17 protein-coding genes and 1 pseudogene are annotated in these 22,380 nt (G+C 72.2%); 7 read left to right on the forward strand and 11 right to left on the reverse strand.

Annotated elements, in window-relative coordinates; all coding sequences use genetic code 11:
* Window positions 1–74: 74 nt before the first annotated feature.
* The 9 genes from ACZ6BG_RS04490 to folC all read right to left on the reverse strand — a co-directional run bounded on the left by ACZ6BG_RS04490 (window position 75) and on the right by folC (window position 10,818).
* Window positions 75–1,628 carry a CYTH and CHAD domain-containing protein gene (locus ACZ6BG_RS04490; protein ID WP_468996771.1) on the reverse strand — a complete coding sequence of 518 codons (1,554 nt, stop codon included), beginning with the start codon at window positions 1,626–1,628 and terminating at the stop codon, window positions 75–77.
* 46 nt (window positions 1,629–1,674) lie between these two features.
* Window positions 1,675–2,871 (reverse strand): rod shape-determining protein RodA, encoded by a 1,197-nt coding sequence (gene rodA / locus ACZ6BG_RS04495; protein WP_468996773.1) that lies wholly within the window; start codon window positions 2,869–2,871, stop codon window positions 1,675–1,677.
* A 3-nt stretch (window positions 2,872–2,874) separates the two neighbouring features.
* Window positions 2,875–5,049 carry a penicillin-binding protein 2 gene (gene mrdA / locus ACZ6BG_RS04500; RefSeq protein WP_468996775.1) on the reverse strand — a complete coding sequence of 725 codons (2,175 nt, stop codon included), beginning with the start codon at window positions 5,047–5,049 and terminating at the stop codon, window positions 2,875–2,877.
* A 96-nt stretch (window positions 5,050–5,145) separates the two neighbouring features.
* Window positions 5,146–5,820: a rod shape-determining protein MreD gene (mreD, locus tag ACZ6BG_RS04505; RefSeq protein WP_030362604.1), complete on the reverse strand. Its 675-nt coding sequence runs from the start codon at window positions 5,818–5,820 to the stop codon at window positions 5,146–5,148.
* 15 nt (window positions 5,821–5,835) lie between these two features.
* Window positions 5,836–6,789, reverse strand: a complete 954-nt coding sequence (gene mreC, locus ACZ6BG_RS04510; RefSeq protein ID WP_385724969.1) for a rod shape-determining protein MreC — start codon at window positions 6,787–6,789, stop codon at window positions 5,836–5,838.
* 197 nt (window positions 6,790–6,986) lie between these two features.
* Entirely contained in the window at window positions 6,987–8,006 is a 1,020-nt protein-coding gene (locus tag ACZ6BG_RS04515) for a rod shape-determining protein (RefSeq protein ID WP_030362602.1), read from the reverse strand.
* Between the two features lie 382 nt (window positions 8,007–8,388).
* Complete coding sequence (gene ndk, locus ACZ6BG_RS04520; RefSeq protein WP_030362601.1) at window positions 8,389–8,802, reverse strand: nucleoside-diphosphate kinase; 414 nt, start codon at window positions 8,800–8,802, stop codon at window positions 8,389–8,391.
* Window positions 8,803–8,929: 127 nt separating this feature from the next.
* Window positions 8,930–9,301 carry a DUF4233 domain-containing protein gene (locus ACZ6BG_RS04525; protein ID WP_468449711.1) on the reverse strand — a complete coding sequence of 124 codons (372 nt, stop codon included), beginning with the start codon at window positions 9,299–9,301 and terminating at the stop codon, window positions 8,930–8,932.
* A gap of 5 nt (window positions 9,302–9,306) precedes the next feature.
* Window positions 9,307–10,818 carry a bifunctional tetrahydrofolate synthase/dihydrofolate synthase gene (gene folC, locus ACZ6BG_RS04530; RefSeq protein ID WP_468996778.1) on the reverse strand — a complete coding sequence of 504 codons (1,512 nt, stop codon included), beginning with the start codon at window positions 10,816–10,818 and terminating at the stop codon, window positions 9,307–9,309.
* 155 nt (window positions 10,819–10,973) lie between these two features.
* On the opposite strand from folC, the gene ACZ6BG_RS04535 reads away from it, so the two are divergent.
* Entirely contained in the window at window positions 10,974–11,981 is a 1,008-nt protein-coding gene (locus ACZ6BG_RS04535) for a rod shape-determining protein (RefSeq protein ID WP_468996780.1), read from the forward strand.
* A gap of 280 nt (window positions 11,982–12,261) precedes the next feature.
* On the opposite strand, the gene ACZ6BG_RS04540 is transcribed toward ACZ6BG_RS04535, so the two are convergent.
* Complete coding sequence (locus tag ACZ6BG_RS04540) at window positions 12,262–13,560, reverse strand: sensor histidine kinase (protein ID WP_468996782.1); 1,299 nt, start codon at window positions 13,558–13,560, stop codon at window positions 12,262–12,264.
* 265 nt (window positions 13,561–13,825) lie between these two features.
* Between ACZ6BG_RS04540 and ACZ6BG_RS04545 the strand changes: the two genes are divergently transcribed.
* The 6 genes and pseudogenes from ACZ6BG_RS04545 (at window position 13,826) to ACZ6BG_RS04570 (ending at window position 19,484) form a co-directional block, all read left to right on the forward strand.
* On the forward strand, window positions 13,826–14,464 hold the full coding sequence (locus ACZ6BG_RS04545; protein ID WP_468996784.1) for a hypothetical protein: 639 nt from the start codon (window positions 13,826–13,828) through the stop codon (window positions 14,462–14,464).
* Window positions 14,461–15,609 (forward strand): PAS domain-containing sensor histidine kinase, encoded by a 1,149-nt coding sequence (locus ACZ6BG_RS04550; RefSeq protein WP_468996786.1) that lies wholly within the window; start codon window positions 14,461–14,463, stop codon window positions 15,607–15,609. The genes ACZ6BG_RS04545 and ACZ6BG_RS04550 overlap by 4 nt, the downstream gene beginning before the upstream one ends.
* Window positions 15,606–15,845: pseudogene (locus ACZ6BG_RS04555) on the forward strand (response regulator); the annotation flags it as partial. The gene ACZ6BG_RS04550 and the pseudogene ACZ6BG_RS04555, both read left to right, overlap by 4 nt.
* 235 nt (window positions 15,846–16,080) lie before the next feature.
* A complete protein-coding gene (locus tag ACZ6BG_RS04560; protein ID WP_468996788.1) occupies window positions 16,081–16,281 on the forward strand; it encodes a helix-turn-helix domain-containing protein in 201 nt (66 codons plus the stop codon).
* Window positions 16,282–16,717: 436 nt separating this feature from the next.
* The gene (wecB, locus tag ACZ6BG_RS04565) at window positions 16,718–17,902 is read left to right on the forward strand and encodes a non-hydrolyzing UDP-N-acetylglucosamine 2-epimerase (RefSeq protein ID WP_468996790.1); all 1,185 of its coding nucleotides are present in this window, start codon (window positions 16,718–16,720) and stop codon (window positions 17,900–17,902) included.
* Window positions 17,903–18,047: 145 nt separating this feature from the next.
* The gene (locus tag ACZ6BG_RS04570; RefSeq protein WP_468996793.1) at window positions 18,048–19,484 is read left to right on the forward strand and encodes a glycosyltransferase family 2 protein; all 1,437 of its coding nucleotides are present in this window, start codon (window positions 18,048–18,050) and stop codon (window positions 19,482–19,484) included.
* 165 nt (window positions 19,485–19,649) lie between these two features.
* Here ACZ6BG_RS04570 and ACZ6BG_RS04575 read toward each other — a convergent pair whose 3' ends face one another.
* Window positions 19,650–22,274, reverse strand: a complete 2,625-nt coding sequence (locus ACZ6BG_RS04575) for a valine--tRNA ligase (protein WP_468996795.1) — start codon at window positions 22,272–22,274, stop codon at window positions 19,650–19,652.
* Window positions 22,275–22,380: the final 106 nt, after the last annotated feature.

Raw genomic sequence — 22,380 nt, forward strand, 5'->3', positions numbered from 1 at the left:
CAGGGGTGACCCTCAAGCCTAACGTGGCCCGGGCCCCGCCCCGTACCTCGAACGGCCGACCCCCGCGCGGGCGCCTAGCCGCCGAGCACCGCGCGCACCTTCGGCCGCGACGCCCGCTCCCACACCCCCGGCAGCTCCCGCTCCCGTGCGGCCGCGGCCGCCTCCTCGCGGCCGTACAGCAGGCCCCACACGAACACGGACTCCCCCGCCGCGTGCGCCTGGACGGCCAGGGCCCGCAGGGCCTCGCGGGCCACCACGCTGTCCTGGTGGTCGCCGAGCACCTTCTGCACGCCCTTCATCCGCTTGGCGAAGCGGGCCGCGGGCTTGCCGAGGGCCAAGGTCGCCGCCTCGCCCGCGTACCGGGCGCGCTTCGCGGCCTTGCGGGCCTCGTGCATCGCCAGGTCCCGGTCCGTGCCGGGGGCCAGGGCGAGGGCGTGGTCGACTCGGGTGGCCAGGCGGCCGTAGTCCTTGAGCATCGCCTTGGGCAGGGCCTCCGCCGCGGGGCTCTCGGCGCCCTTGCGGAGCGGGGGGTCGGCCAGGAGGGCGTCCAGGCGGTCGAGCAGCGCGAGGTAGCGCTTGCTGTCCAGGACGGCGACCGTCTTGCGGCGTGAGCCCGCGCGGCCCGCGACCTTCCAGATCTTCAGGCGGCCGCGGACGGGGCCCAGGAGGAGGGTCCTCGGGACCGCCGCGATGGCCTCCGTGAGGCGCTCCGCGAGGACCTCGCGGTCGCGGTCCACACCCAGCTCCGCGGCCAGCCACTTCAGCTCCTCGCCGACCGGGTCCGTGACCGTGCGGTCGAGGATCTTCGCGTACGTCTTGAAGGCGCTGCGGGTGCGGCGGGTCGCCACGCGCATCTGGTGGACGGAGTCGGGGAGGTCCTGGCGGACCGCGGGGTCCAGGTCGACCAGGGCGTCTCGCTGCTCGCGGAGGTACGTGAGGACTTGGGCGCCCGCCGCGTCGGGGTTCAGGTCGGCTTGCCCTGCGGGACGATGGCCCACAGCGGGAGCGGTCTCGTTCTCCACCGTCTCGGCCAGGGCCCGTGCCAGTTTCGACTTGGACGTCGACCTCTGTACGCCCGCCTTGCGGAGTTTCTTCTCCACCTTGTCCAGGAGGTGGGGGTCGCCGTTCGGGGCCAGTTCCACCTCGATCTCCGTCCAGGACGCGGTGGCCGTGGTGCCGTCGAGGCGGTCGGCGTGGACGCCGTCGACGCTGACCTCGGCGAGGAGGGTGCCGTCGGCGTCGACGAGGTGGCGCAGGTCACGGGCCGAGCGGAGGCGGACGACGGGGGTGAGGTCGGCCTCGCGGACGCGGGAGCGGACCAGGCCGAGGAGGGCGCGCGGCACGTCGTCCGACAGGGGGGCGTGCACCTCGTCGCGGGCGCCCTCGATCTCGGGCACGGGCAGTTTCAGGTGCCAGCCCGCGTCGTGGCCGCCGGTGCGGCGGCGCAGCGTGATGGAGGCCGTGGCGAGGCGCTGGTCGGCGGTGTCGTAGTACACCGCGTCCAGGTCGACGACGCCCTTGTCGATGACGTCGGCCACCCCGGCGACTCCCTTGAGGTCGGGGAGCCCACCGGGGGCGTCGGCGTCGTACTTCCGCTCGATCTCGCGTTCGCGCTTCGTGTCCGCCATGAACCGAATCTAGACGCGATCGGCCGACTTGGGCAGACCCCGGCCGCTATGCCGACAGCGGCCGTTCCACCTTGATCGACTGGAGCAGGCCCACGGCGAGCCAGACCGCGAACATGGATGTCCCTCCGTACGACACGAACGGCAGGGGCAGACCGGCGACCGGCATGATGCCGAGGGTCATGCCGATGTTCTCGAAGGCCTGGAAGGCGAACCAGGCGATGATCCCGGCGGCGACGACCGTGCCGTACAGCTCGGTCGTCTCGCGGGCGATGCGGCAGGCGCGCCAGAGGATGACGCCGAGCAGGACCAGGATGGCGCCCGCGCCGACGAAGCCCAGTTCCTCGCCCGCGACGGTGAAGACGAAGTCGGTCTGCTGCTCGGGCACGAACTGGCCGGTGGTCTGGGTGCCGTTGGTGAGGCCGGTGCCGGTGAGGCCGCCGGAACCGATGGCGATGCGGGCCTGGTTGGTGTTGTAGCCGACGCCCGCCGGGTCGAGCGCGGGGTTGGCGAAGGCGGCGAAGCGGGCGATCTGGTAGTCGTCCAGGACGTGCAGTTGCCATATGGCGACGCCGCCGAGCGCGCCCGCGCCGATCAGACCGAAGACCCAGCGGTTGGAGGCGCCGGAGGCGAGCAGTACGCCGAGCACGATCATCACTATGACCATGACCGAGCCGAGGTCGGGCATCAGCATGATGATCATGATCGGGACGGCGGCGAGGCCGAGGGCCTGGACGACGGTGCGGTGGTCGGGGTGCTCCTTGTCGCCCGCGTCGACGCGGGCGGCGAGCATCATCGCCATCCCCAGGATGATGGTGATCTTGCAGAACTCGGAGGGCTGGAGCGACTGGCCCGCGATGACGATCCAGGCGTGGGCGCCGTTGATGGTCGCGCCGAGCGGGGTGAGGACCAGCAGGATCAGGAAGACCGAGACGCCGTAGAGGATCGGCACGGCCGTGCGCAGGTTGCGGTGGCCGAGCCAGACCGTGGCGGTCATCAGGGCGAAGCCGATGCCGATGTTCACGACGTGCTTGATCAGGAAGGAGTACGGGTCGTCGCCGACGAGTTCCGTGCGGTTGCGGGTCGCCGAGTAGACGAGCGCGGAGCCGATCACGGAGAGCGCGAGGGCGGCGAGCAGCATCACCCAGTCGAGCCTGCGCAGTATCGAGTCGCGGGCGAGCAGACGGGAGAGCGTGGAGCGCTCGGGGCCGTAGCCCGAGACGGAGAAGCCACCGGTGCCGGTCATGGACTAGTCACGCCTCCCCGTCGCCGGGGGCCCGGCCAGTTGGGTCTGCTCGGATGGCGGCTTGGGCTTGCCGGGCTTGAACGGCTTGATCTTCGGGGCGTCGATGGAGCCGTCGGGCTCGATCTTGGGCAGGGACTTCTGCGGCTCGGGCAGCAGGGCCTTCTTCAGGTCCTGATTGCCGCTGTCGTCGAGGCCGTAGATCGCGTTGTAGATCTGGCGCACGGCGGGCCCGGAGGCGCCGGAGCCCGTACCGCCCTGGGAGATCGTCATCACGATCGAGTAGTCCTTGGTGTACGTCGCGAACCACGACGTCGTCTGCTTGCCGTAGACCTCGGCGGTACCCGTCTTTGCGTGCATCGGGATCTTGTCCTGGGGCCAGCCGCCGAAGCGCCAGGCGGCGGTGCCCTTGGTCGCGACGTCCGCGAGGGCACCGTCTATGTCCTTGCGCAGCGCCGCGTCCATGGGCAGCTTGCCGTGGGACTTGGGCTTGATCTCCTCGACGCGCTTGCCGTCGCCGCTGATGATCGCCTTGCCGACGGTCGGGTTGTAGAGGGTGCCGCCGTTGGCGATGGCCGAGTAGATGGTGGCCATCTGGATCGGCGTGACGAGGGTGTCGCCCTGGCCGATGGAGTAGTTGACGGAGTCACCGGCGCGCATCTTCATGCCTTCGAGGCAGTTCTCGTACGCGATGCGCTCGGCGTACTCGCCGTCCTTCTTGCCCTGCTTGCACCAGGCGTCCTTGTTGGCGCCCCAGTAGTCCTTCTTCCACTGCCGGTCGGGGACGCGGCCGCTGACCTCGTTGGGCAGGTCGACGCCGGTCTCCTTGCCGAGGCCGAACTGGTGGGCGGTCTTGTAGAACCAGTCCTTGGGGTCCTTCTTCGGCTTGTTGCCGCCGTCCTTGCGCCACTCGTCGTGCGACAGCTTGTAGTAGACGGTGTCGCAGGACACCTCAAGGGCCTGGCCGAGGGAGATGGAGCCGTGGCCCTGGGACTCGAAGTTCTTGAAGACCTGCCCGCCGATCGAGTACGAGCTGGGGCAGGGGTAGCGGCCGTTGAACTCGTAGCCCGCGTTGACGGCGGCGGTGGTCGGGATGACCTTGAAGATCGAGCCGGGGGCGGCCTGGCCCTGGATGGCCCGGTTCAGGAGCGGGTAGTTGGACTTCTTGCCGGTGAGGCGGGCGTAGTCCTTGCCGGAGATGCCGCCGACCCAGGCGTTCGGGTCGTAGTTGGGGTTGGAGGCCATGGAGACGATGCGGCCGGTCTTGTTCTCCATGACGACGACGGCGCCCGCGTCGGCCTTGTAGTTCTCGCCGGTGTTGTCGTCGAACTCGTCGCGGGCCTTCTTCATCGCGTCGTTCAGCCAGTACTCGGACACGGCCTGGACGCGGGCGTCGATGCTGGTGACGACGTTGGAGCCGGGCTCGGCGCGGTCGGAGTCGGCCTTCCCTATCACCCGGCCGAGGTTGTCGACCTCGTAGCGGGTGACGCCGGCCTTGCCGCGCAGCTGCTTGTCGTAGGTGCGCTCAAGACCGGAGCGGCCGACCTGGTCGGAGCGCAGGTAGGGCGAGTCGCTGTCCTTGGCCTTGTTGATCTCTTCGTCGGTGACGGGCGAGAGGTAGCCGAGGACCTGCGCGGTGTTGGCCTTGCCGGGCGCGGGGTAGCGGCGCACGGCGGTGGGCTCGGCGGTGATGCCGGGGAAGTCCTCGGAGCGCTCCCGGATCTGCAGGGCCTGCTTGGGCGTGGCCTCGTCGGTGATCGGGATGGGCTGGTACGGCGAGCCGTTCCAGCAGGGCTGGGGCGTCTTGGAGTCGCAGAGGCGGACCTTGTCGGCGACGTCCTTGGGGGGCATGTCGAGGACACCGGCGAGCTTGTCGAGGACGCCCTTGCCGTCGTCCTTCATCTTCATCAGGTCCGTGCGGGACGCGGAGACGACGAGGCGGGTCTGGTTGTCGGCGATGGGCACGCCGCGGGCGTCGAGGATCGCGCCGCGCACGGCGGGCTGGACGACCTGCTGGACGTGGTTGCCGGAGGCCTCCTCGGCGTACTCGGCGCCGTTGCGGACCTGGAGGTACCACAGGCGGCCGCCGAGGGTGAGGAGCAGTGAGACGACGAGGATCTGGATGATGACGAGGCGGATCTGGACGCGCGGGGTACGCCCGGTCTCAGGAATGTTGGTCATGGGCGAAGCCCATTCTCTGTAAGGGTGGTGGTGGGTGACGGGTGGGCGTTGGTCACTGCCGCGCCCCTCCCCTTCCGTACGTCGATGTGCTTGCGCTCACAGGCGCTTGACCCCCTTGATGCGTCCGGCGCGGGCCACCCGGGCCTTGGCCGCCTTCATGCGCAGTCCGCTGCCGCGCTGGTTGCCGATGCTCAGGCCGGTGCCGGAGGAGAGCCAGCCGGAGGAGACGTCGGCGGCCTTGGCGTTGGCGCCGGTCTCCCCGAGCGGGTCGTTCTCGGCGCGCCGGGCGAGCGCGATGATCAGCGGGATGGTGAACGGCGCGAGCAGCAGGTCGTAGAGCGCGGCCGTGAAGAGCAGTCCGCCGAGGCCCACGTGGCGGGCCGCGTCGTCGCCGACGAGGGCGCCGACGCCCGCGTACAGGAGCGTGGAGCCGACGGCGGAGCTGACCACGACGACGAGCGGGCCGCTGGCCGAGCGCAGCCGGCCGGTCTCGGGCTTGGCGAGTCCTGCCAGATAGCCGATGACGCACAGGACCAGGGCGTAGCGCCCGGCGGCGTGGTCGGCGGGCGGGGCGAGGTCGGTGAGCAGGCCCGCGCCGAAGCCGATCAGGGCGCCGCCCGTGTGGCCGTAGACGAGGGCCAGGGCGAGGACGGTGAGCAGCACCAGGTCGGGGACGGCGCCGGGCAACTGGAGCCGGGCCAGGACGCTGACCTGGATGACGAGGGCGACGACCACGAGGGTGCTGGAGAGCAGGATCCGGTTGAAGCGCATGGGGTGTCAGTGCTCCTACTGCTCGTTGCCGTTGTCTGCGCCGTCGGCCGGGGGCTGCCCGGACGGCGTGGCCGTGACCGTCACCGTGGGCGCGGGTTTCGGCTTGGCGGGCTTGGGCGGCAGGACCGTGTCGCGGGGGTCCTCGCGGGGGGCCTCGACGACGACGCCGACGACGTCGAGCTTGGTGAAGCCGACGTAGGGGCGGACGAAGACGTTGCGGGTGAGGTCGCCGCCGGAGGGGTCGACGCGGACGACCTCGCCGACCGGGACGCCCGGTACGAACGGCTTGTCGGCCTGGGAGCCGAAGGTCACCAGGCGGTCGCCCTTCTTGACCTTGGCCTTGCCGTTGAGCAGTTGGACCCGCAGCGGGCGGTCGCCCTGGCCGGAGGCGAAGCCGAGCTCGTCGGTCTTCTCCATGCGGGTGCCGACGGTGAAGTCGGGGTCGTTGGCGAGCAGCACGGTGGCGGTGGAGGGGCCGACGGTGGTGACGCGGCCGACCAGGCCGTCGCCGTTGAGCACCGTCATGTCGCGCTTCAGGCCGTCGTTGGCACCGGCGTCGATGGTGACGGTCCAGGAGAAGCCCTGGGCCGCTCCTATGCCGATGACCTCCGCGCCCTTGATGCCGTACTGTCCGGCGCCGGCCTTCTTCAGCATCGAGTCGAGCTGGGCGACGCGGCTGCGGTTGCGGTCGTCGCTGCCGAGTTTGGCCTTCAACGCGGCGTTCTGGCGCTCCAGTTCGGCGATGCGGTCGTGCCGGTCGCCGGAGTCGCGGACCGCTCCGATGGCGTTGCCGATCGGGTCGACGGCGGAGGACATGCCGTCCTCGACCGGGCCGAAGACCGTGGCGGCGGCCTGGCGGGCACCGTCGACCGGCGAGTCCTCGCCGCCGCGGATGTCCACCGTGATCAGAGCGAACGCGATGGCGATCAGCAGCACCAGGAGCAGCCGGCTCTCTCGTGTGTCCCTCACGTGCGGCGGCCGTGCCTTCCTCAAGTAGGAATCTGCGGAGATCTACTGAACAGAACGGAAATCTACTGAACAGAAATCTATGAAACCGCGAGCAGGCGAGTGCTCGCGGAATTGTGGGTTCTCTCAGTGTTGCGTCTATATCAACGATCCGCCGCACGAGGTGGCAGCACTCGTACGGCGGACATCGTCGTGTCACATCATCTGCGCGGCTGGGCGTCCAGAACCTGCTGCAGGGCCTCGAACTCCTCGACGCACTTGCCGGAGCCGAGCGCCACGCTGTCCAGCGGGTCCTCGGCGATGTGGATCGGCATGCCGGTCTCACGGCGCAGGCGCTCGTCCAGGCCGCGGAGCAGGGCGCCGCCGCCGGTGAGGACGATGCCGCGGTCCATGACGTCGCCGGAGAGCTCGGGCGGGCACTTGTCGAGGGTCGTCTTGACCGCGTCGACGATCGCGTTGACCGGCTCCTCGATGGCCTTGCGGACCTCGGCGGCGGAGATCACGACGGTCTTGGGCAGGCCGGAGACCAGGTCGCGGCCGCGGATCTCGGTGTGCTCGTCGGCGTCCATGTCGTACGCGGAGCCGATGGTGATCTTGATCTGCTCGGCGGTGCGCTCGCCGAGGAGGAGGGAGTACTCCTTCTTGATGTGCTGGATGATCGCGTTGTCCAGCTCGTCGCCGGCCACCCGGATGGACTGTGCCGTGACGATTCCGCCGAGGGAGATGACGGCGACCTCGGTGGTGCCGCCGCCGATGTCCACCACCATGTTGCCGGTGGCCTCGTGGACCGGCAGGCCCGAGCCGATCGCGGCGGCCATGGGCTCCTCGATGATGTGCACCTGACGGGCACCGGCCTGCGAGGAGGCCTCGATGACCGCGCGGCGCTCGACGCCGGTGATGCCGGAGGGCACACAGACCACGACGCGCGGGCGGGCCAGATAGCGGCGCTTGTGGATCTTCAGGATGAAGTAGCGCAGCATCCGCTCGGTGATCTCGAAGTCGGCGATGACGCCGTCCTTCAGCGGGCGCACCGCGACGATGTTGCCGGGCGTGCGCCCGATCATCTTCTTCGCTTCGGCGCCGACCGCGAGGATGCCGCCGGTGTTGGTGTTGATCGCGACGACGGACGGTTCGTTGAGCACGATCCCCCGACCCCTGACGTACACCAGCGTGTTGGCGGTCCCGAGGTCGACAGCCATGTCACGGCCGATGAACGACATGTTGTTCCCCATGAGGATGCGTCTGGCCTTCCCTAGTGGAGCGTGTGATGGCTTGTTAGGTAGGCGAGGTGGGTGCTGAGTGGCGTGGAGGCTTCCATCGTAGTCTCGCCCGCACGGACACGGCGCGAGGGTCTGCGCCATTGTCAGCAGATGATGAGCCGCCCCGCTTCTGGAGACGTGCCATCAGGGGCACGGGTTCCCCCAATCGGGCCGCATATGCCAAGGGACGGCCGGATTTCTCCGGCCGTCCCGGCCTTGTCCCCAGCCCGTCAGGGGCTGTTTTGTCGGCCGCGTGTCCACGGCCGCGTCAAGGAATCCTGATGGAGTACGGCGGGATTCCTGACGCCTCGGCAACCGCTCGTACGGCGCCTTCGGCCACCGCTCAGACGGCGGCCGGGAAGAAGATCTTCAGCTCGCGCTCGGCGGACTCCGCGGAGTCGGAGGCGTGGATCAGGTTCTCGCGCACGATCACGCCGAAGTCGCCGCGGATGGAGCCGGGGGCGGCGGCGATCGGGTCGGTCGGCCCGGCGAGGGCGCGCACGCCCTCGATGACCCGCTCGCCCTCGACCACGAGGGCGACGACGGGGCCGGAGGACATGAAGGCCACCAGCGGCTCGTAGAACGGCTTGCCCTGGTGCTCGCCGTAGTGCTGCTCCAGGGTCGCCTGGTCGAGCGAGCGCAGTTCGAGCGCGGAGATGGTCCAGCCCGCCTTGCGCTCGATGCGGCCGATGATCTCGCCGATCAGGCCTCGGCGGACGGCGTCGGGCTTGAGGAGGACGAGAGTGCGCTCGCTCATGGTGTGCGGCTCCAAGAGGTGTTCATGACGTCACGTGGGAATGCCCGCACGATACCGGGGCGGCTACGCAGTGTGGCCACCGGCCGGGCATAAGCCAGGGGCGGCCGGAAAGGGGACGGCGGGACGCTCAGCCGCCGGACGCCGGGGCCGCGTCCGCGCCGTCCGCCTCCGCCATCGCCGCGAACCGGGCCTTGGCCTCGTCGATCTTCCGGCCGAAGTGCACGGACGCCCACCACAGGGCGGCGAACATCGCGCCCATGAAGAACATCATCGGGACCACGACGCCGCTGGCGATCAGCGCGATCTGCAGCGCCCAGCCGAGCTGGACACCACCGGGCCGGGTGACCATGCCGCACAGCAGCACGGAAAGCCCCATGGCGATGCCGCAGACCGTCCAGACCGTGCTCATCTCCAGGTCCGGGTCCTTCATGGCGACGAGACCGGCGAAGCCGATGACGAAGAACTCGCCGATCAAGGTCGACGAACAGAGCGTACGCACAGCTGTCAGCCCCTCCCCAGGAGCAGTCGGGCCTCGCCGACGGTGACGACGGAGCCGGTGACGAGGACGCCGCCGCCGGCGAACTCCCCCTCCTCCTCGGCCAGGGTGATCGCGGCCTCGAGGGCGTCCGGGAGGCGCGGCTCGACCTGCACGCGGTCCTCGCCGAAGACCTCGACGGCGAGCCCGGCGAGCTCGTCGACGTCCTGGGCGCGGTGGCTGGAGTTCTGCGTGACGACGACCTCGGCGAAGATCGGCTCGAAGGCCTCCAGGATGCCGCGGGCGTTCTTGCCGTCGCTGACGCCGACCACGCCGATGAGACGGCTGAAGTCGAAGACCTCGCCGATGGCCCCGGCCGCGGCGCGGGCGCCCGCGGGGTTGTGCGCGGCGTCCAGGACGACGGTGGGCGAGCGCCGGACGACTTCGAGGCGGCCGGGCGAGGAGACCGTGGCGAAGGCCTTGCGGACGGTCTCGATGTCCAGCGGCCGGGCGTGCTGGGCGCCGATGCCGAAGAACGCCTCCACGGCGGCGAGGGCCACCGCGGCGTTGTGCGCCTGGTGCTCGCCGTGCAGGGGCAGGAACACCTCTTCGTACTCCCCGCCGAGGCCGCGCAGGGTGAGCAGCTGGCCGCCGACGGCGATCTGGCGCTGGACGACGCCGAACTCCAGGCCCGCGCGGGCGACCGTCGCGTCCACCTCGACGGCCTTCTTCAGGAGCACCTGGGCGGCCTCGACGGGCTGCTGGGCCAGGATGGCCGTGGCGTCCGGCTTGATGATGCCGGACTTCTCGACGGCGATCTCGGCGGCCGTGGTGCCGAGGCGGTCGGTGTGGTCCAGGTCGATGGGGGTGACGACGGCGACGGAGGCGTCGATGACGTTCGTCGCGTCCCAGGTGCCGCCCATGCCGACCTCGACGACGGCGACGTCCACGGGGGCGTCCGCGAAGGCGGCGTACGCCATGCCGGTCATGACCTCGAAGAAGGAGAGCCGGAACTCCTCCTTGGCGTCGACCATCTCCACGTACGGCTTGATGTCCTCGTACGCCTCGATGAAGCGCTCGGCGCTGATGGGGGCGCCGTCCAGGCTGATGCGCTCGGTGATCGACTGGACGTGCGGGGACGTGTACCGGCCCGTGCGCAGTTCGAAGGCGCCGAGGAGGGCCTCGACCATGCGGGCCGTGGACGTCTTGCCGTTCGTCCCCGTGATGTGGATCGAGGGGTACGCCCGCTGGGGCTCGCCGAGGACGTCCATCAGCATGGCGATGCGCCGCAGGGACGGGTCCAGCTTGGTCTCGGGCCAGCGGGCCATGAGCTCCGTCTCGACCTCGCGCAGGGCCCTGTCGACCTCGGGGTCGGCGGGGCGGGCCGGGACGTCGGTCTCGGGCGGGCCCGCCTGGGTGCGCAGGGTGCGGCTGCCGGCCTCGATGACGGCGAGGTCGGGATCGCGCTCGGTCTCGGCCCCGACGAGTCGGTCGAACTCGTCGTCGTCGCGCTGGCTGTCGTTCGGAGGGAGGTCGCTCACGTACGCCAGTCTACGGAGGAGTGCCGACAGCGGCCGTGGGGACCGGTCCCGCAAGGGGTCCGCGGGGCCGCGCGGGCCCCTCAGGACCTTGGACCCGTCCGATTCGGGACCTTGGTCCCTCCGCGCCCCCTTCCCGCCGGGCAAACTTGGCGATCATGGACATAGGCATCGACCTCGGCACGGCCAACACCCTTCTCTACGTACGCGGTCAGGGCATCGTGCTCAACGAGCCGTCCGTGGTCGCCGTCAAGGCGGGCGCGCGCAACGCGCTGGCCGTCGGTACGGAGGCCAAGGAGACCATCGGGCGCACCCCGGGCTCCATCACCGCGATCCGGCCCCTCAAGGACGGCGTGATCAGCGACTTCGAAGCCGCCGAGGAGATGATCCGGCACTTCGTGCGCAAGGCCGTGCCCGGGCGCAGGCCGCGTACGCGGATGGTGATCTGCGTGCCCAGCGGCGTCACGCAGGTCGAGCGGCGCGCCATCGTGCACGCCTCGCAGCGGGCCGGGGCGCGGGCCGTCCACCTCGTCGAGGAGCCGATGGCGGCGGCGATCGGGGCGAGGCTCCCGGTGGCCGAGCCGCGCGGGTCGATGATCGTGGACATCGGCGGGGGCACGTCCGAGGTCGCCGTCATCTCCCTCGGCGGGATCGTGACGGCGCAGTCCCTGCGGGTCGGCGGGGACCGGCTCGACACGGCCATCACGGACTACGTACGCCGGGAGCACTCGCTCCTCATCGGCGAGCGGACCGCCGAGGACGTCAAGGTCGCCATCGGGTCGGCGTGGCCCGTGCCCGGCGCGGAGGACTTCGAGGAGCGGACGTTCACCGTGCGGGGGCGGGAGAAGGTCGGGGGGCTGCCCAAGACGGTGGAACTGACCGTGCGGGAGGTGCGGGCCGCGCTCGACGAGCCCGTCGAGGCGATCATCGCCGCCGTGCGCGCCACCCTGGAGGAGTGCCCGCCGGAGCTGTCCGGCGACGTCATGGAGCACGGCATCGTCCTCACCGGCGGCGGCGCACTCCTCCCCGGCCTCGACCTCCGCCTCGCCTCCGCCACCGGCATCCCCGTCTTCGTCGCCGACGACCCGCTGGACAGCGTGGCCCTCGGCTGCGGGAAGTGCGTGGAGGACTTCGACGGTCTGGAGCGGGTGATGTCTGCGGCGTAGGCCTCCGGCCGGGGGTGCGTGCCGGGTGTTCCTGGGCCGGGGTGTGCGCCGCATCGCGCTGCGCGCTCGTCCTCAAGCGCCGGACGGGCTTTTTCCCCACCCACCCGCCCTTCTCGCAGCGCTGCGCGCGCAGAGGCCCGCGGCCGAGGTGCTCGTCCAGGGGCCGGTGGGCGCGTTTCGGGGCTGGTGGGCCAGTCGCGGGGCCGGTGGGCGACACACCAGCCCGTCCGGCGCCTGAGGACGAGCGCGCAGCGCGACCGGCGCCCGCCCCGGCCGGGGCTCAGGCGAGATCGCCGGTGGGAAGGTCGGCCTCGACCACATACGCGCCCGCACGAGGTCCTGCCGTGAAGGTCCCGCCCACCGCACGGACCCGCTCCGCCATCCCGGCCGTCCCGATCCCGGCCGACACGGGCGCGACCCCCGCGGCACCGGCACCGGCACCGGCACCGGAAAGCCCGGCACCCGAACGCCCGGCACCCGCCGGGCCAGCCCCCACCGCCCCGGACTCCGCCCCGGCCGACCCGGTTGCCCCAGCCGCCCCGGCCGACCTCCCCGCCCCGGCCGCCCCAGGCGACAACGCGTTGCGCACCCCCACCCGAAGGCGCCCCCCGGCCACCCGCACCCGGACCTCGACCACCTCGCCCGGCGCGTGCTTCGCCGCGTTCGTGAGGCACTCCTGCACCACCCGGTGCACCGCGGCCTGCCGCAGCGGCGAGAGCCGGTACGCGGCGCCGTCGACGAGCAGCTCCACGGGACTGCCCGCACGCCCGCTCGCGGCGGCGAGCTCGGGCAGGGCCTCCAGACCAGGAGTGGGTGCCCCGTCGACCCCGCGCTGGACGATGATCTCGTTGAGCATCCGGTGCGCCGACCGCGCGGTCTCCGACAACTCGTCGAACCCGGCCGCGTACGGCGTCGCCCCGGCCCGCCGGGCGAGGACCTGTGAGCGCACGCTCAGCAGCGTCAGCTCGCGCCCGACGAAGTCGTGGACGTCCCGCGCGATCCGCAGCCGCTCCTGCTGGACGGCTTCGAGGGCCTGCGTCGCGGCCCGCTGGGCCTGAAGCTCCCGCACCAGGTCCTGCCGGTTGGCCGCGACCCCGACACCCGCCGCGAGCGCCCCGATGGGCACGACGAGGCTGAGGAATTCACTGAGGGTGTCCCCGCGGTGCACCGGCCAACCGGGCAGCGTGAACATCACGTACGCGAACGAGACGTACCCGACGACGCCCACGGCCCCGGCGAGCCGCCCCCGGTACCGCCCCAGCGAGTAGAGCGCGAACTGCGCGAGCGTCAGCTCGTGCAGCCAGCCGAGCAGCACCAGCGCGACGAGGAACGGAACCCAGGGCTCGACCCGCCGCAGCAGCAGCGTCGACGCGCCCGCCGCGAGGACGAGGGCCGCCATGACGCCGTTGAGGGAGTTGTCCTCGGCCGCGAGGCCCGGGACGTCGAGGGCCATCAGGGCGAGGCAGGCGAGGGCCGTGAGCACGTCCAGGGCCCGGGGTTCGCGTGCGCAACGCCGAGCGAGGCGACGGGCCGCGGCCGCCGCCTTGCGTAGCGCCTCGGCGGCGGGCAGGTCGTACATAGCCCTCCCATCATCCATGGACGCCCGTCCGCGACACATCGGACTTTTGGCCTTGATGTCCCCAGGGCGCCGCGCCCGCACCGCTGCCACGTGCCGTCGGGCCGTCGGGCCGTCGGGCCGTCGGGCCGTCGGGCCGTCGGGCCGTCGGGCCGTCGGGCCGTCGGGCCGTCGGGCCGTCGAACGGGGCCCGGGGTCACCCGGCGAATCGGGTGTACCCACGGCGCGGCTGACGCGCCCCCGCGAGGACCGGAGTTCCAATCGGACCATGTGGTACGCCCAGAATCCGGGTCGACGGACCCGTCAGCTAGCCGGTGACGCCGCGGTCCTGCTGTGGACCGCGGCCTGGACCGCCGCCGCGGTCGTCGCGTACCGCCTCGCCGTCCTGCTCACCCGCCCGGGGCCGGACTCGGGCGTCGCCTCCTCCGGCTCGCCCGCCGCGCGCCTGCCCCTCGTCGGCGACGACGTCGGCGCCGCGCTGCGCTCCGTGGTGGGCGTCGTGGACGACATCGACCCGGTGACGATGCGCGCCGGGCTCGTGGTGAGCGCGGTCGCCCTGTTCCTGGTGCCGGTCGGCCTGGTTCTCGCCCGCTGGCTGCCGCGCCGTCTGCGCTGGGTCCGGCAGGCCGCCGCCGCGCGGGACCTCGCCGAGTCCGACGACGGCCGCGAACTCCTCGCCCTGCGTTCCCTGCTGCGCCCCCTCGACGAGGTGGCCGCGACCGCCGCCGCCCTCGCCGACACCCCCGGCCTGCCGGACGCCACGCCCGGCAGCCTCGCCGAGGGCTGGCGCGCCGCCGACCCGCGCGTGCTCGACGCGCTCGCGGACGCCGAGCTGGAGCGCCTGGGCCTCGCGCCCGGACCGGGCACGGAACCGGCGGGGCTGCCGGTGGCCGAGCCCGCCGCATGACGGCTGAGCCGCGGGGCCTGCACGCCCCGTACAGCGACGCGGTGCTCCGCGCGATCCCGCTCGGCGCGCTGCTCGTCGACGAGGACGGCCGGGTGGTCGCGGCCAATCCGCAGTTCGCGACGGTATGCGGGATCGAGGGCGTCGACCTGTCGACGGGCGCGTCGGCCGAGCCCATCGCCGAGGCGATGGCGCGGCTCCTCCCGGACGTGGACGTCGAGAAGGTGGGCGCGCTGCGCAGCCAGTTCGTCCGCAAGGCGGAGCTGCGCCTCGTCGACGGCCGCACCCTGCGCCGCAGCCGCCAGCCGATCGAGGCCGGCGACACCCGCCTCGGCGTCCTGTGGCTGGTCGAGGACGTCACCGACCAGCTCCGGTACGAGGACGACCTGCACCGGCACATCGACACCCTCGGCGAACTGGCCCGCGACCGCGCCGAGTTCGCCGCCCGCACCTCCCACGAGCTGCGCACTCCGCTGGCCACCGTGCTCACCTTCTGCGAGCTCCTCGCCGGCCCGGACGGCGGCACCCTGACCGCCGCCCAGCGCGAGTACATCGACACCATCCGGCGCGGCGCCCAGCGCATGCACGACATGGCCGACGGCCTTCTGCACCGGTACGCCCAGGCCGCCGGCGCCGCCCCGCCCGCCTACGCCCCGCTCGACCCCGGCCCCCTCCTGGCCCGCCTCGTCGCCGACACCACTCCCCTGGCCACCCGCGGCGGCGTCTTCGTCAGCCTCGACCTGCCCGCGGCCCGTCCCCCGCTCGTCGCCGACACCGACCAGTTGGAGCGGGCGCTGGCCGCGTTGCTCGACAACGCCGTGAAGTTCACCCCCGCGGGCGGCGGCGTCACCGTCACCGCGCGCCCGTACGACGACGGCGCTCCCGACTCCCCCGGCTGGGAGTTCACCGTGCGCGACGACGGCATCGGCATCCCCAAGGAGTTCCACGAGGAGGTCTTCACCGAGTTCGTGCGCGCCCCCAACGCCCGCCGCGGCCCCTACCCCGGCACCGGCCTCGGCCTCAGCGTCGTGCGCGACGCGGTCAGGATGCACGCGGGCACCGTCACCCTGCACAGCGCCGAGGGCCACGGCACCGCCGTCGAGGTGCGGCTGCCCGCCGCCGGGCCGCCCGGGAACACCCCGGCGTGACCTGTCTGCTGCTCGTCGAGGACGACCCCGACCTCGGGCTCGCGCTGCGGGTCCTGTTCACCCGCGCCGGGTACGAGGTCGTGACCGCCGACGACGGCCAGTCGGCGCTGCGGCTCCTGTTCGCCCGGCGGCCCGCCCTGATGGTCCTCGACCTGGTCCTGCCGAGCCTCGACGGCTGGGAGGTCCTCGACCGCACCCGCGACCTCACCGACCTGCCCGTCCTCATCCTGTCCGGCCGCACCAGCCCCGCCGAACGGGTTCGCGGCCTGCGCTCCGGCGCCGACGACTACCTCTCCCTTCGACCACCTGGAGCTCCTCGCCCGCGTCGAGGCGCTGCTTCGCCGCAGCAACCCGGAGCAGTGGCGCGGCGACTACGTCGAAGCGGGCCTCCGTCTGGTCCCCGAACGCCGTTCGGCCGTCTGGCAGGGCCACGAGACCCGCCTGAGCGCCATCGAGTACCGCCTCCTGGAAGTGCTCGTCCGCAACCGCGGCCGCGTGGTCACCACCGAACAGCTCCTCGACCTCGTCTGGGACGACCCCGACGCGACGGGCCGCGAACGCGTGAAGTTCGCGGTGCTGCGCCTGCGCAGAAAGCTCGCCGTCGGCGACAACGAGGACCCCCTGGAGTCGGTACGGGGCCTGGGCTACCGCTACCGCGGCGAGGAATCCTGAGCGCACCGAGCCGATCCTCTGAGCCCACCGAGCCGATCCTCTGGGCCCGCTCTGGCGCATCTTCCGGGCCCGCCAAGCCCACCGCCTGAGCCCGCCGAGCCCGCCTCCTGAGCCCGGTGGCGCATCCTTTGAGCCCGCCCTGGCACATCTTCTGAGCCCGTCCGGCGTTTGAGGACGAGGCGCGGAGCGCCGACAAGCGGGGGTCCGGGGGCGCAGCCCCCGGTTTCGGGAAGGGGCGGGGTTGGGGAGCCCCCGGCAGGGCCCAGGGGCCGAAAGTCCCACCCCACCGGGACCAACAGGCCAGGGCCTTCGCCCCGAACCGGCCTCGGCCGAAGGCTCGCAACCGGAGAGCAACCGAAGACACCCCACCCCGGCAACCCACACCCCCCACGCTCCTGAAGTCCGCCGCACCCCACACCCGCCAGGAGCCCACCCCGTGACGCCCGCCACCCCGGTGACCCACCTGCCCACCCCTCCCCTCCCCCACCGCTCCGTGGCGATCGTCCTCGGCACCCGCCCCGAACTGGTCAAGCTCGCCCACCTGGTCCGCCTCCTCGGCCCCGCCGCCCACCTGGTCCACACGGGCCAGCACTACGACGCCGACCTCTCGGGCCGCTTCCTGACCGAGCTGGGCCTGCCCGAGCCGACCCTCCTCGAAGGCGTCGGCGGCAAGCCCCGAGCCGTACAGATCTCCACCGCCCTCACGCAGCTCGACGCGCTGTTCGCGGCCGAGCCCCCGCTGGCCGTGGTGGTGCAGGGCGACACGAACGCCTCCCTGTCCGGGGCGCTCGCGGCGAACTCCCGCGGCATCCCGCTGGTGCACGTGGAGGCGGGCCTGCGCAGCCACGACCGGGCCATGCCCGAGGAGCACAACCGCGTCGTGATCGACCAGCTCGCGGACGTGCTGTGCGCGGCCACGGAGGACAACCGGGAGCTGCTGCGCGCCGAGGGCGTCCCGGCCGGACGCGTCGCCGTCACGGGCAACACCGTCGTCGAGGCCGTACAGGAGCACCTGCCCGCCGAGGACGAGCGCGCCGCGCTGCTCGCCGCGCACGGCGTCACCCCCGACCGCTACCTCCTCGCCACCGTGCACCGGCCCGAGAACACCGACGACCCGGCCGCGCTGCGCGCGATCCTCACCGAGCTGGCGGCGCTCGCCGCCGACCTGCCGGTCCTCTTCGCCGTCCACCCCCGCACGAAGGCCCGTCTGGAGGCCGCGGGGCTCGGGCACCTCCTGGCCGCGCTCACGGTGCTGCCGCCGCTCGGGTACGGGGAGTTCCTGGCGCTCGCCCGGCACGCGGCCGTGCTCGTCTCCGACTCCGGGGGCGTCCAGGAGGAGACCACCGTGCTCGGCCGCCCGCTCGTGGTCGTACGCCGCTCCACGGAGCGGCCCGAGGCGATGGACTCCGGCTTCGCCGAGTTGGTCGCCCCCGGGCGGGGCATCGGCCGGGGCGTCCGGCGGTGGCTCGCCGAGGGCCACGCCGGCCTCGGCCGTCTGGCCGAGACTCCCTCGCCCTTCGGCGACGGCCTCGCGTCCCAGCGCATCGTGGCCCTCCTGGGCGCGGTGGCCGCGGGGCAGCGGCCCGACCACTCCGCGGGCCACCTCTCCGCCGCCGCCTGACCGACCGCTCGACTGGGGGCTGCGCCCCCTCTCCCCCCCGCCTCTTCGGCCCTCCGGGCCTCGTCCTCAATCGCCGGACGGGCTCACAATCCTCCCCCGGCCGGACAGGAACCCCCGCTCGCCGGGACAGACCGGAGCCCGCCTGATGGCGCGACGCGGGCCGACCCATCAGACAGACCCCAGCCCCCTCGCCGTCCGCCACGCCCCCACACACAACACCCCCGAGGACCCCGTGCTCACCCCCCACCACCTGCTCTACGCCCTGCCCTTCTTCCTCCTCGCCTGCTTCCTCCTGTACTGGGCCGGGGCCCGGCACGCCTACACGCGCCGCAGGCCCGCCCCGGACGGCGACCCCGCGGCTTTCGACTGGCACTTCTTCGTGCCGTGCCGTGACGAGGAGACCGTGATCGGCGCGACCGTCACCCAGTTGCGCACCGACTTCCCTGCCGCGCACGTGTGGGTGGTCGACGACGACAGCGACGACACCACCGCGGCCGTCGTGACCGCGCTCGCCGACGGCGACAGCCACGTCCACCTGGTCTCGCGCCGCCGCCCCGACGCCCGCGTCGGCAAGGGCGCGGCCCTCAACTCGGCGTACGCGGCCCTGAACGACTTCCTGCCCGCGACCGCCGACCGCTCCCGGGCCGTCGTGTGCGTCGTCGACGCCGACGGCCGCCTCGCCCCCGACGCGCTCGCGCGGGTCAGCGGCGACACCGGCTTCGGCGACCCGGAGACCGGCGGTGTGCAGGTAAGCGTACGGATGCGCAATGTCACCGAGCGGCGTCCGCTGCCGGAGCACGGGCGCGTCGCCAACGCCTTCGCGCGGCTGCTGGTGCGGATGCAGGACATGGAGTTCGCGGTGTCCAACGCGGGCATGCAGCTCCTGCGCGGCCGCACGGGCTCCGTCGGTCTCGGCGGCAACGGCCAGTTCACGCGGCTGACCGCGCTCGACCGCATCGCCGCCGCCGAGCGCCGCCCCTGGCAGCGCGACGCGCTCCTGGAGGACTACGAGCTGGGCCTGCACATGATCCTCGGCGGCTACCGGGTCGCCCACATCGCGGACACCCACGTCTCGCAGGAGGGCCTGCCGCGCGCCCGCCGCTTCCTCACCCAGCGCACCCGCTGGGCCCAGGGCAACCTGCAGTGCGTGCGCTACGCGCCCCGCATCGTCGGCTCCCGGCACTACTCGGGCCGCGGCGTCCTGGAGACCCTGTACACGTTCATGCAGCCCCTCGCGCACGTGGCGACGCTCGTCCTGAGCGTGCTGCTGCTCGGCGCGGTCGTCGCGGGCGGCTCGATGCGGGACGCGTTCCTCGGCAACTGGCCGCTGATCCTGGTCCTGTGCGCCCTGTCGGTGCTGCCGTTCGTGGCCTGGGGCCCGCTCTACCGCCGCGACTTCGCCCCGGACCGCTCCCGCCTCACCGGCCTGCTGTGGGGTCTTGCCCTGTGGGTGTACGCGTACCACGTGTTCATCGTGTCGGCGCGCGGGTTCCTGCGCCTGCTGCGGGGCCGCAACGGCTGGGCGAAGACGCGGCGCAACGCGGAGTCCGTGGGGACGGGGCCGGTGGCCACGGAGGCCTGACCGGGCGGGGCACGCGGACGGCGGCGGTTCGAAGACGAAGGCGCCCGGAACCGAAGTGGTTCCGGGCGCCCTCTGACCCCCGCGTCGGCGGGGAACACTGAGCCTTGTCCCTCTCGGCGGCCGCCAGGTCCGGATCACCTCCGCGTGAGCGGAGAGGCCGCTGCGTCAGGCTACCGGCAGCTTCGCCAGCTGGTCTTCCAGTCGCGCGATGTCCTCCATCGCCTTGCTCAGCCGCGTACGGATCTTCTCCACCACCTGGTCCGGAGCCTTCGCCAAGAATGCCTCGTTGCCGAGCTTGGCCTCGGCCTGCTGGCGCTCCTTCTGCGCGGCCGCCAGATCCTTGGCGAGCCGCTTGCGCTCCGCCGCCACGTCGATCGTGCCGGACAGGTCGAGGGCGACGCTCGCGCCCGCGACCGGCAGCGTCGCCGTCGCCGCGAAGGACTCGCCCTCCGGCTGGAGGCGCAGGAGCTGGCGGACGGCGGCCTCGTGCGGGGCGAACGGCGTGCCGTCCAGGGTGAGGCGGGCGGGGACCTTCTGGCCGGGCTGGAGGCCCTGGTCGGCGCGGAACCGGCGGACCTCGGTGACGAGGTCCTGGAGGGAGAGGATCTCCTTCTCGGCGCCCGCGTCCCGGAAGCCGCTGTCCTTGGGCCAGTCGGCGACGACCACCGACTCACCACCGGTGAGCGTCGTCCACAGCGTCTCCGTCACGAACGGCACGACCGGGTGCAGGAGGCGCAGCGTGACGTCGAGGACCTCGCCGAGGACGCGCTTGCTGACCTCGGCCGCCGGGCCGCCCGCCATGAACGTGGTCTTGGACAGCTCCACGTACCAGTCGAAGACCTCGTCCCAGGCGAAGTGGAAGAGGGCGTCGGAGAGCTTCGCGAACTGGTAGTCCTCGTAGAGCCCGTCGACCTCGGCGACCACCGTGTTCAGGCGGGAGAGGATCCAGCGGTCGGTGGCCGACATCTCGGCGGCGTCGGGCAGCGGGCCCTCGACCGTGGCGCCGTTCATGAGGGCGAAGCGGGTGGCGTTCCAGATCTTGTTGGCGAAGTTCCGGGAGCCCTGCACCCAGTCCTCGCCGATCGGCACGTCCACGCCCGGGTTGGCGCCGCGGGCGAGCGTGAAGCGCAGGGCGTCCGAGCCGTACTTGTCCATCCAGTCCAGCGGGTTGACCGCGTTCCCGAAGGACTTCGACATCTTCTTGCCGAACTGGTCGCGGACCATGCCGTGCAGGGCGATGGTGTGGAACGGCGGGGTGCCGTCCATCGCGTACAGGCCGAACATCATCATCCGGGCGACCCAGAAGAAGAGGATGTCGTAGCCGGTGACCAGGACGGAGTTCGGGTAGAACTTCGCGAGGCTGTCGGTCTTCTCGGGCCAGCCGAGGGTGGAGAACGGCCACAGGCCGGAGGAGAACCAGGTGTCGAGGACGTCGGTGTCCTGCGTCCAGCCCTCGCCGGTGGGCGGCTCCTCATCGGGGCCGACGCAGACGATCTCGCCGTTCGGGCCGTACCAGACGGGGATGCGGTGTCCCCACCACAACTGCCGCGAGATGCACCAGTCGTGGAGGTTGTCGACCCAGTCGAAGTAGCGCTTCTCCATCTCCTGCGGGTGGATCTTGACCTGGCCGTCGCGGACCGCGTCACCGGCGGCCTTGGCGAGCGGGCCGACCTTGACCCACCACTGCATGGAGAGGCGCGGCTCGACGGTGGTCTTGCAGCGCGAGCAGTGGCCGACCGAGTGGGAGTAGGGCCGCTTCTCGGCGACGATGCGGCCCTCGGCGCGCAGCGCGCCGACGATCGCGGAGCGGGCCTCCAGGCGGTCCAGGCCCTGGAAGGGGCCGGGGACGGTGATGATGGCGTGCTCGTCCATCACCGCGATGTTCGGCAGCGAGTGGCGCTGGCCGATCTCGAAGTCGTTCGGGTCGTGGGCGGGCGTCACCTTGACGGCGCCGGTGCCGAACTCCGGGTCGACGTGCTCGTCCGCGACGACCGGGATGGAGCGGTCGGTGAGCGGGAGCTTGATGAGCTTGCCGACGAGGTGCTTGTACCGCTCGTCGTCGGGGTGCACGGCGACGGCGGTGTCACCGAGCATGGTCTCGGCGCGGGTGGTGGCGACGACGATGGTCTCGTCGCCCTCGCCGTACTTCATCGAGACGAGCTCGCCGTCGTCGTCCTGGTACTCGACCTCGATGTCGGAGATCGCCGTCAGGCAGCGGGGGCACCAGTTGATGATGCGCTCGGCGCGGTAGATCAGCTCGTCGTCGTAGAGCCGCTTGAAGATCGTCTGGACGGCCTTGGAGAGGCCCTCGTCCATGGTGAAGCGCTCACGCGACCAGGCGACACCGTCGCCGAGGCGGCGCATCTGCCCGCTGATCTGCCCGCCGGACTCGCCCTTCCACTGCCAGACGCGCTCGACGAAGGCCTCGCGGCCGAGGTCGTGGCGGGACTTGCCCTCCTTGGCGAGCTCGCGCTCGACGACGTTCTGGGTGGCGATGCCCGCGTGGTCCATGCCCGGCTGCCACAGCACCTCATACCCCTGCATGCGCTTGCGGCGGGTCAGGGCGTCGATGAGGGTGTGCTCGAAGGCGTGGCCCAGGTGCAGGCTGCCGGTCACGTTCGGCGGCGGGATGACGACGGTGTACGGCGGCTTCTCGCTGCTCGCGTCCGCGTCGAAGTAACCGCGCTCTACCCAGCGCTCGTACAGCGCCCCTTCTACCTCGGACGGCGCGTACTGCGTCGGGAGCTCGGGGACGGTCGCTGGGGGCTGCTGCTGAGCGTTCTCGGTCACGCGCCCAGTTTAGGGGTGTCACAGAGTGGTCCCGAAACCAGAATCTTCAGTAACGGTTGGCTCCCCGGGGCTCACTAGGGTCCTCGCGTCGGTGAGGATGTTGGGA

It is taken from the genome of Streptomyces sp. NPDC041205, assembly GCF_055591765.1.